This window comes from Rhodopila sp., assembly GCF_035548235.1.
In the GTDB taxonomy this organism is placed as follows: Bacteria; Pseudomonadota; Alphaproteobacteria; order Acetobacterales; family Acetobacteraceae; genus Rhodopila.
This window is the reverse complement of record NZ_DASZTJ010000119.1, coordinates 1-6,067: the sequence shown is the minus strand read 5'-3', so window position 1 is coordinate 6,067 and position 6,067 is coordinate 1. Positions and strand designations below refer to the sequence as shown.

Sequence of the window (6,067 nt, the reverse complement as noted above, 5' to 3'; positions counted from 1 at the left end):
TCGGCGTGCAGCCAGTCCCGGAACAGGCGGAAGCACCGATCGTCGGCGGGGCCGTCGCGCCGCCGCACCAGATGGAAATCGCGCGGCAGCCGCACGGAGTCCGGCAGCAGGCGCTTGAGCCGGCCGCTGTCCAGGTAGGGCCGCACCGCCGGGTCCAGGCCGAGCGCAATGCCCATCCCGGCGGCGGCGGCCTCATAGACGAGTTGGAGGTTGTCGAACCGGTGGCGCCCGCGCGGTGCGGCGTCCGGCCCCGTTCCGGCGGCGGGCTGCGCGGCGGCGAACCATTCCCGCCAGAACGCCGGCTGGTGATGGGTCTCGATCAGGGGCTGGCGCGAGAGATCGGCCGGCGTCCGGGACGGTCCCAGCGTATCGGCGAAAGCGGGACTGGCGACCGGAAAAGCATGGACGGGCAGCAAGGGCTCGCAGGTCAGTCCAGGCCAGGGACCGCGGCCCAGCCGGATGGCGCAATCCAGGTCGGGGCGGGCATGAAGGTCCTCGAGATCGGCGGAGGTGTGGAGTTCGACCTCCACGCCGCTGCGGCCGGACGGGAACCGAACCAGGCGCGGCATCAGCCAGTTGGCCGCGAAGGTGGGCATCGTGGTGACGCGGATCGTCCTGCGCCGCCCCTGATCGCGGACGGCCTCCGTCGCCGCCTGCATCCGGTCCCAGGCAGGACCCAGGATTGCGAAATATGCCTGTCCCGCCTCGGTCAGGCCCAGGCCGCGCGGCAGGCGGCGGAACAGGCGCACGCCGAGATGGGCTTCCAGCAACCGGACCCGGCGACTGAGCGCGGGGACCGTCAGGTTCATCGCCACTGCCGCGCGCGCCAGACTGCCGGACCGGGCCACGGCGACGAAGGCTTCCATCGGTCCGAGTGGAAGTCGCTGCATGCGCCGAGATTACGCGTTCCGCCCCGGCGACGCCAGCGTACGGAACGGTGTGGATACATCTCACGGCCGCCTTGCCGTGCCTGCCTCAATCCGCTAGCTACGCCGCGCTGCAATATTCAAGGACAGGTCCCATGGCCCGCAACAAGATCGCCCTGATCGGCGCCGGCAATATCGGCGGCACCCTCGCCCACCTGATCGGATTGAAGGAGCTGGGCGACGTCACCCTGTTCGACGTCTTCGGCGGCGTCGCGGCGGGCAAGGCGTTGGACATCATGCAGTCCGGGCCGGTGGACGGGTTCGACGCGATGATGACCGGCGGATCGGACTACAGCGCGATCGCCGGCTCCGACGTCGTGATCGTCACCGCGGGCTTCCCCCGCACACCGGGCATGAGCCGCGATGACCTGATCGGCAAGAACGCCGGCGTCATCGCGCAGGTCGCCGACGGCATCAAGACGCATTGCCCGAACGCCTTCGTCATCTGCATCACCAACCCGCTCGACGCGATGGTCTGGGTGATGAAGGAGAAGTCCGGACTGCCCGCCAACAAGGTGGTCGGCATGGCCGGCGTGCTCGACAGCTCCCGCTTCCGCCTGTTCCTGGCGCAGGAGTTCGGCGTTTCGGTCGAAGACGTCACGGCGTTCGTGCTGGGCGGCCACGGCGATACCATGGTGCCGCTGACCCGCTATTCCACGGTCGCCGGCATCCCGGTGCCGGACCTGATCAAGATGGGCTGGTCGACCCAGGCCAAGATCGATGCGATCTGCGAGCGCACGGCCAACGGCGGCGGCGAGATCGTCAAGCTGCTGGAACGCGGCAGCGCGTTCTATGCGCCGGCCGCCAGCGCGATCGCGATGGCCGAGGCGTATCTGAAGGACAAGAAGCGGGTCCTGCCCTGCGCCGCCTATCTGAGCGGCCAGTACGGCATCGACGGCCTGTATGTCGGCGTGCCCGTGGTGATCGGCGCCGGCGGTGTCGAGAAGATCGTCGAGATCGAGCTGAACGCGACCGAAAAGGCGGCGTTCGACAAATCCTGCGGCGCCGTGAAGGAGCTGATCGAGGCCTCGAAGAAGCTGATCGGTTAAGGAACCGCCGCGATGAACATCCACGAATACCAGGGCAAGGAACTGCTGAAACGCTATGGCGTGGCGGTTCTGGACGGCTACGTCGCCTGGACGCCGGAGGAAGCCGAAGCCGCGGCCGGCAAGTTGCCTGGCCCGGTATACGTGGTGAAGTCCCAGATCCACGCAGGCGGCCGCGGCGCCGGCCGCTTCGCCGACGATCCGAACGGCAAGGGGGGGGTGCGGCTGGCCAAGTCCCCCGCCGAGGTGAAAGCGGCGGCCGAGGCGATGATCGGCCACACGCTGGTCACCAAGCAGACCGGCCCCGCCGGCAAGCCCGTCCGCCGCGTCTATGTCGAGGCGGGCTGCGACATCGCCCGCGAGCTATACCTCTCGCTGCTGGTGGATCGCGTCACCGGCCGGGTGACGATCATCGCCTCCACCGAGGGCGGCATGGAGATCGAGGAGGTCGCCGCCACCCATCCCGAGAAGATCCTGCGCGCCGCGGTCGACCCGGCGTCGGGCATCTCCGGCTTCCATGGCCGCAAGCTGGCCTCGGGCCTGGGACTGACCGGCAAGCAGGCGTCGTCGTTCGGAAAATTCGTCGCCGGCATGTACAACGCCTTCACGGCGCTGGACTGCGCGATCGTCGAGATCAACCCGCTGGTCGTGACCGGCGCCGGTGACGTGGTCGCGCTGGATGCCAAGGTCAGCTTCGACGACAACGCCCTGTTCCGCCACCCCGACCTGCAGAAGCTGCGCGACGAGTCGGAGGAAGACCCGAAAGAGCTGGAAGCCGCGAAGTTCGAGCTGAACTACGTCGCGCTGGACGGCAATATCGGCTGCATGGTGAACGGCGCCGGGCTGGCGATGGCGACGATGGACATCATCAAGCTTTACGGCATGGCGCCGGCGAACTTCCTCGATGTCGGTGGTAGCGCTACCAAGGAGCGGGTGACCGCGGCGTTCAAGATCATCCTGTCGGACCCGAACGTCGAGGGAATCCTGGTCAACATCTTCGGCGGCATCATGCGCTGCGACATCATCGCCGAGGGCGTGGTCTCCGCCGCGCGCGAAGTCCAGTTGTCGGTGCCCCTGGTGGTGCGCCTGGCCGGCACGAACGTCGAACTGGGCAAGCAGATCCTGGCGAAATCCAACCTGCCGATCGTCGCCGCGGACGACCTGAAGGACGCCGCCGAGAAAATCGTCAAAGCCGTGAAGGAGGCCGCATAAATGGCCGTTCTGGTCGACGCGAACACCAAGGTCATCTGCCAGGGCTTCACCGGCCAGCAGGGCACCTATCATTCCGAACAGGCGATCGCCTACGGCACCAAGATGGTCGGCGGCGTGACGCCCGGCAAAGGCGGCACCACCCACCTGAACCTGCCGGTGTTCGACACCGTGTCCGAATGCCGGGAAAAGACCGGCGCCGACGCGTCGGTGATCTATGTCCCGCCGCCTTTCGCCGCCGATGCGATCCTGGAGGCGATCGACGCCGAATTCCCGCTGGTCATCTGCATCACCGAAGGCATCCCGGTGCTGGACATGGTGAAGGTGAAGCGGGCGCTGACCGGGTCGAAGTCCCGGCTGATCGGCCCGAACTGCCCCGGCGTCATCACGCCGGAAGCCTGCAAGATCGGCATCATGCCCGGCCATATCCACAAGCGCGGCAGCGTCGGCATCGTGTCCCGGTCGGGCACCCTGACCTATGAGGCGGTGGCGCAGACCACGGCCGCCGGCCTGGGGCAGAGCAGTTGCGTCGGCATCGGCGGCGACCCGGTGAAGGGCACCGACTTCATCGAGGTGCTGGAGATGTTTCTGGCCGACCCCGAGACCAAGCAGATCATCATGATCGGCGAGATCGGCGGCCAGAGCGAGACGGACGCGGCCGACTTCCTGAAGCACAACAAGGTCAAGAAGCCGGTCGTGGGCTTCATCGCCGGTGCGGCCGCGCCTCCGGGCCGGCGGATGGGCCATGCGGGCGCGGTCATCTCGGGCGGCAAGGACACCGCCGCGGCGAAGATGGACGCGATGCGCAGCGCCGGGATCAACGTCGCCGACAGCCCTGCCGCGCTGGGGACGACGATGATCGAGGTGCTGAAGGGCTGATCTCTCCCGGCGCTCGTCGCCTTCGCCGTCCCGGGAATCGCCGTCGCGAACGGCCGATTCGGCGAAGCCGGTCGTCCGTCCGGGGGAAATGACGTAGCCTCGGCCGATGCCGGCGTCCCCCCGTATCCCCGCTCTTGTCCCCCGAGGCCCTGGCCACCGCTTCGTCCTCTACGCCGACGCCTGTTCCGGCGTCCCGGGTGCCTTGCACGAACGGACCTTCGCCGCCGTCAACGCCGTCGTTCGCCGCCTGGCGCCGCCGCCGCAGTTCATCCTCTTTCCCGGGGACGAAATCGCCGGCCTGACCCCGGATCCGGCCGCCTTGCGCGCGCAATGGCGGCACTGGTTCGACCACGAGATGGCCTGGCTCGACCGCGCGGCGATCCCCCTGTGGCACACCACCGGCAATCACACGGCCTATGACCCCGCCAGCGAGGCCGTGTTCCGCGACGTCCTGCACCACCTGCCGCGAAACGGGCCGCCGGACCAGGAGGGGTTGTCCTACTGGGTCCGCCGCGACGACCTGCTGCTGGTCTTCGTCCACACGCTCTGGACCGGTCTCGGCGGCGAGGGCCATGTCGAGACCGCGTGGCTGCGCCAGGTCCTGCACGACCACGCCGATGCTCGGTACAAGCTGGTCCTGGGCCATCACCCGGTGCATCCCGTCAACGGCTTCGCCGGCCCGTATCAGCGCGACATCGGTCCCGAACATGCCGCCGCGTTCTGGGACCTGCTCGTGGACAACGGCGTCCTCGCCTATCTGTGCAGCCACATCCTCGCCTTCGACGTCCAGGTCCATCGCGGCGTGCTCCAGGTCTGTTCGGCCGGCGCCGGCACGGCCCACCGCATGCCGGAGGGCGTGGAATACCTGCACTGCGTCCAGGCGGCGCTGGATGCGGACGGGCTGCGCTACCAGGTGCTCGACACCGAAGGCCGGGTGCGCGAGCGCCTGGCGTGGCCGTTCGTGCCGCCGTCTCCGGCGCATCGCCTGTCGGCCGGCGAGCATCCGGCGCCGTTCACCGGGGATGCCGCGGCGGACCGGATCGTCGGGTTGCGCTTCACGGGCCGTGCGGCACCGGCCGGCACGTCCGCGATCCAGACCCTGCTGTCGGTCTTCGACCCGAACGTCCAGGCGCCGTTGCAGGTCGGCCTGCGCGGGCCGGACCAGCGTGTGGTCGTCGTCATCGGCGCGGACACGGCACCTGGCCGCAGCCCGCATTCCTGGATCGGGCCGCCTGTCGCGCCGGCCGAGTCGTTCGACATCCGCCTGGTCTTCCACGCCGGCATGGGCCCCGGCGGCATCCTGTGCCGCTTTGGCGAGGCGCAGCCCTGGTCGTCGCTGGCGGCCGCTTCGCCCTGGGGACCCGAGCGGCTGGCCTGGCCGTCGCGCTGGACCGTCGGCCACGCGCAGCTTGGGTCCGGCGATCGGGCGTTTCAAGGCACCGATTTGGTGCTGGGCGTCGGACTCAGCGTCGATACAGACGGCGATACCGGTTCGGCGGCAGGCCGAACCGGGCGTGAAAGCGCCGGGTGAATTCCGACAGGTCGCCAAACCCGCAATCCAGCGCGACCTGCAGCACCGGCTCCTCGGTCCGGCACAGCCGATCCGCCGCCGCGAGCAGGCGCAGGCTCAGCACGTACCGGTACGGCGTCTCGGACGTCACCTGCCGGAACACCGAGGCGAAGCGGCGAACGCTCAAGCCGCTGATCGCGGCGAGACCGGCGATCGTCAGCGGGTCCCGGTAGTTCGTTCCGATCGCTTCCAGCGCCTTGCCCACCCGAGCTTCATCCCGCGCGTCGCTTGGGGCGTCGTCCGTTTCGTGATCGACACGGACAGCCTCGGCGGCGACGGCCAGCGCGAGGTCTTCGGCGAACAGCGCGTCGCGGACGGCCAGCAGCGCATCGATCCGGGGGAACAACGGCAGCAACGAACCGAAAGGTGGCAGGCGGACACTGCGGAAATCGATGGACCGTGCGTGGCGCAGGCCGCGCACCACATCCTCGAACGTC

At 69.0% G+C, this 6,067-nt stretch carries 6 protein-coding genes; 4 read left to right on the top strand and 2 right to left on the bottom strand.

Going from position 1 to position 6,067, the window contains the following annotated elements; translation table 11 throughout:
• The coding region (locus tag VHB27_RS10535) for a LysR substrate-binding domain-containing protein (protein ID WP_325600048.1) at positions 1 to 890 on the bottom strand (890 nt) is incomplete at its 3' end.
• 131 nt (positions 891 to 1,021) lie between these two features.
• Here VHB27_RS10535 and mdh point away from each other — a divergent pair.
• The 4 genes from mdh (at position 1,022) to VHB27_RS10515 (ending at position 5,591) form a co-directional block, all read left to right on the top strand.
• Positions 1,022 to 1,975: a malate dehydrogenase gene (gene mdh, locus VHB27_RS10530; protein ID WP_325600046.1), complete on the top strand. Its 954-nt coding sequence runs from the start codon at positions 1,022 to 1,024 to the stop codon at positions 1,973 to 1,975.
• Between the two features lie 12 nt (positions 1,976 to 1,987).
• Positions 1,988 to 3,184 (top strand): ADP-forming succinate--CoA ligase subunit beta, encoded by a 1,197-nt coding sequence (gene sucC, locus VHB27_RS10525; RefSeq protein ID WP_325600044.1) that lies wholly within the window; start codon positions 1,988 to 1,990, stop codon positions 3,182 to 3,184.
• A complete protein-coding gene (gene sucD, locus VHB27_RS10520) occupies positions 3,185 to 4,060 on the top strand; it encodes a succinate--CoA ligase subunit alpha (protein ID WP_325600042.1) in 876 nt (291 codons plus the stop codon).
• 202 nt (positions 4,061 to 4,262) lie between these two features.
• Positions 4,263 to 5,591 (top strand): metallophosphoesterase family protein, encoded by a 1,329-nt coding sequence (locus VHB27_RS10515; RefSeq protein ID WP_325600040.1) that lies wholly within the window; start codon positions 4,263 to 4,265, stop codon positions 5,589 to 5,591.
• On the opposite strand, the gene VHB27_RS10510 is transcribed toward VHB27_RS10515, so the two are convergent.
• The coding region (locus tag VHB27_RS10510) for an AraC family transcriptional regulator (protein ID WP_325600038.1) at positions 5,524 to 6,067 on the bottom strand (544 nt) is incomplete at its 5' end. The two genes, VHB27_RS10515 and VHB27_RS10510, sit on opposite strands and share 68 nt — an antisense overlap.

Excerpts from the sequence above, each read along its gene's own strand:
- mdh (WP_325600046.1), top strand. The coding sequence starts at position 1,022 with ATGGCCCGCAACAAGATCGCCCTGATCGGCGCCGGCAATATCGGCGGC.
- sucC (WP_325600044.1), top strand. The coding sequence starts at position 1,988 with ATGAACATCCACGAATACCAGGGCAAGGAACTGCTGAAACGCTATGGC.
- sucD (WP_325600042.1), top strand. The coding sequence starts at position 3,185 with ATGGCCGTTCTGGTCGACGCGAACACCAAGGTCATCTGCCAGGGCTTC.